The following is a 2,312-nucleotide window of genomic DNA, read 5'->3' as shown; positions in this document are numbered from 1 at the left end:
ATCGATTTGCCCGATAACTTCGGTTGTTCGAAACGCTTGCGGAGACTGAGAAGCGGTGTCGGACGGGCCTTCATTTTTATTCCTATGGCGGCAAGAATCGAGAAGATCGATATTTTTCATTCCATAGATTATGTCGGACCGTTTCTTTTCAAACCCGCCCGGTATGTTGCGACCGTGCATGATCTTATCCCCGTGAAAGCCCCGGAGCTGACAACACCCAAACACCGGTTTGTCGGCAGGCACCTCCTTCCTCGGATGGTAAGAATGGCCGATAAGGTCATAGCCGTGTCCCAGGCCACCAAGAACGACCTGGTTTCCCTATTCGGGAAAGAAGCCGAGAAGGTGAAAGTCGTTTACGAAGGCGTCGACCCCATCTACTGCCCGAGAGCGGGGGCGGAGGTCCACAAGGTCAAGAAGAAATACAGGATAGAATCCGATTACTTCCTGTTCATCGGAAATATTGAACCAAGGAAGAACCTGGAAACTGTGCTCGAAGCCTATTCTCGATCGAGAGCCAGAGGGGCGGTTCGATTCGTGGTCGCCGGGAAGAAGGGCTGGATGTATGAGGACTTTTTTAGAGCCGTCGTGGAGAAAGGATTGGAAAGGGAGGTTCTCTTCCTGGGATTTGTACCGGATAAGGATCTGCCGGCTCTTCTCAGTGGAGCTCTGTTTTTTGCATTCCCTTCTCTCTACGAGGGGTTCGGTTTACCGGTCCTGGAGGCCATGGCGTGCGGGGTGCCTGTTATCACTTCAAACGTTTCGTCCTTACCGGAAGTGGTTGGGGATGCGGCGATTTTGATTGATCCGAGAAATGTGGAGGAACTGGCCTGGCGCATGGAGATGTTGTGCGACAGTATGGAACTTCGACTGGAGTTGAGAAAAAAGGGACAAGAGCGCGCCAAGATGTTTTCTTGGGACAAGGCGGCTCGGCAGACCTTTGAGGTGTACAGGGAGCTCGCGTAAGCTTTGGAAAAACGTGGACTTGAGCCTGTGCTGAACCGTGGCTCGGATGATGAAAAAGATCTTGCTAATCAAGCTGTGCTGTATTGGAGACGTCATATTTACTACACCTCTGATCAGAACTATCCGGCAGAATTTCCCGGGTGACAACGTCTCCTACCTGGTTGGAAAGTGGAGCAGAGACGTTCTCATGGCCAATCCTCGCCTGGATGAGGTGATGGTCTATGATCCGCCACAATTTGCCGGGAACAAGTTGAGGGCTCTTGTAGAAACGGCAACCTGTCTGATACGGCTGAGACAAAAACGATTCGACACCGCTCTGATACTTCACAGAACCTCTGTTGCCGGTCTATTCGCCAAGATGGCGGGTATTCAAAGGAGGATAGGCTTTGATTATGACGGGTCTGGGAAATACCTAACAGAAAAGGTCTACTTCCGCAAAAAAAAACACGAAGTTGACCGGTATCTTGACCTGGCAACACCGCTTGGCATTGAGACAGAGTCGTGTGACCCGACTACCGAAGTTTTCGTTTCTCAAGAAAGTGAAGCACACATAGACGCTTTGATGGAAGCGAACGAAATAGACAAAGACAGGTTGATGGTAGCAATATGTGCAGGAGGTGGAAAGAATCCCGGAACTCTCATGCTACTGAAAAGGTGGATTCCGGAAGGATTCGTTGAGACAGCGAAGTACCTGATACAAGAACTGGATGTGGCGGTGGTTTTTGTAGGCGGATCAGGAGACGAAAAGGTAACGAAATGGATCATGGAAAGAATTCCAGGGAAGGCTTATGACCTTGTGGGGAAGACTACGTTTGCTCAGCTTGCAAGTCTGCTCAAGAGATGTGCCCTCTTTATAGGAGGTGATACCGGACCATTGCATATCGCTGCAGGTGTTGGCACTCCAACGATTGCGTTATTTGGGCCGTCGGATCCAAGGCTTGTGGCGCCGAGAGGAAAAAAGCATATCCATATCTGGAAAGGTATTGACTGTAGTCCGTGCTATTACCCAGACACCAGTTTCAGGAAGAGCTCGTTTTCTTGTAATGAAGGTTTTGAGTGCATGAGGTCCATCACAACCGAAGATGTAGTAGATTCTATAAAGAAATTGTTGGGATGATATGAGGGGTGGGCCCTGAATTCTATTCTTGGTTGATCTCAGGGATCGGGAGTGAACCGGGTGTTCTGAACTCTTTCAATTGACAGGAGGAAAATCCATGAAACAAGCTCTAATCACAGGGATTACGGGTCAGGATGGGAGCTATCTTGCGGAACTGCTTCTCGAAAAGGGTTACGCGGTCCATGGTCTGGTGCGGCGCTCGGCCATTGAGGATCCTGAACATCGTCTTTCA

At 49.9% G+C, this 2,312-nt stretch carries 3 protein-coding genes; all 3 read left to right on the top strand.

What is annotated here, in order from left to right; all coding sequences use genetic code 11:
• Positions 1 to 963, top strand: a 963-nt coding sequence (locus JRJ26_20645; GenBank protein ID MBW2059899.1) for a glycosyltransferase family 4 protein, incomplete at its 5' end; no start/stop codon positions are given.
• Between the two features lie 46 nt (positions 964 to 1,009).
• Entirely contained in the window at positions 1,010 to 2,080 is a 1,071-nt protein-coding gene (locus JRJ26_20640; protein ID MBW2059898.1) for a glycosyltransferase family 9 protein, read from the top strand.
• A gap of 97 nt (positions 2,081 to 2,177) precedes the next feature.
• Positions 2,178 to 2,312, top strand: a 135-nt coding sequence (locus JRJ26_20635; GenBank protein ID MBW2059897.1) for a GDP-mannose 4,6-dehydratase, incomplete at its 3' end; no start/stop codon positions are given.

The organism is Deltaproteobacteria bacterium, assembly GCA_019308905.1.
In the GTDB taxonomy this organism is placed as follows: domain Bacteria; phylum Desulfobacterota; class BSN033; order WVXP01; family WVXP01; genus JAFDHF01.
The sequence above is the reverse complement of the archived record's forward strand: the minus strand, read 5'-3'. Positions and strand labels throughout refer to the sequence as shown.

Bases quoted from the DNA above. Each gene is read 5' to 3' on its own strand.
- JRJ26_20640 (MBW2059898.1), top strand. From the start codon at position 1,010: ATGATGAAAAAGATCTTGCTAATCAAGCTGTGCTGTATTGGAGACGTC.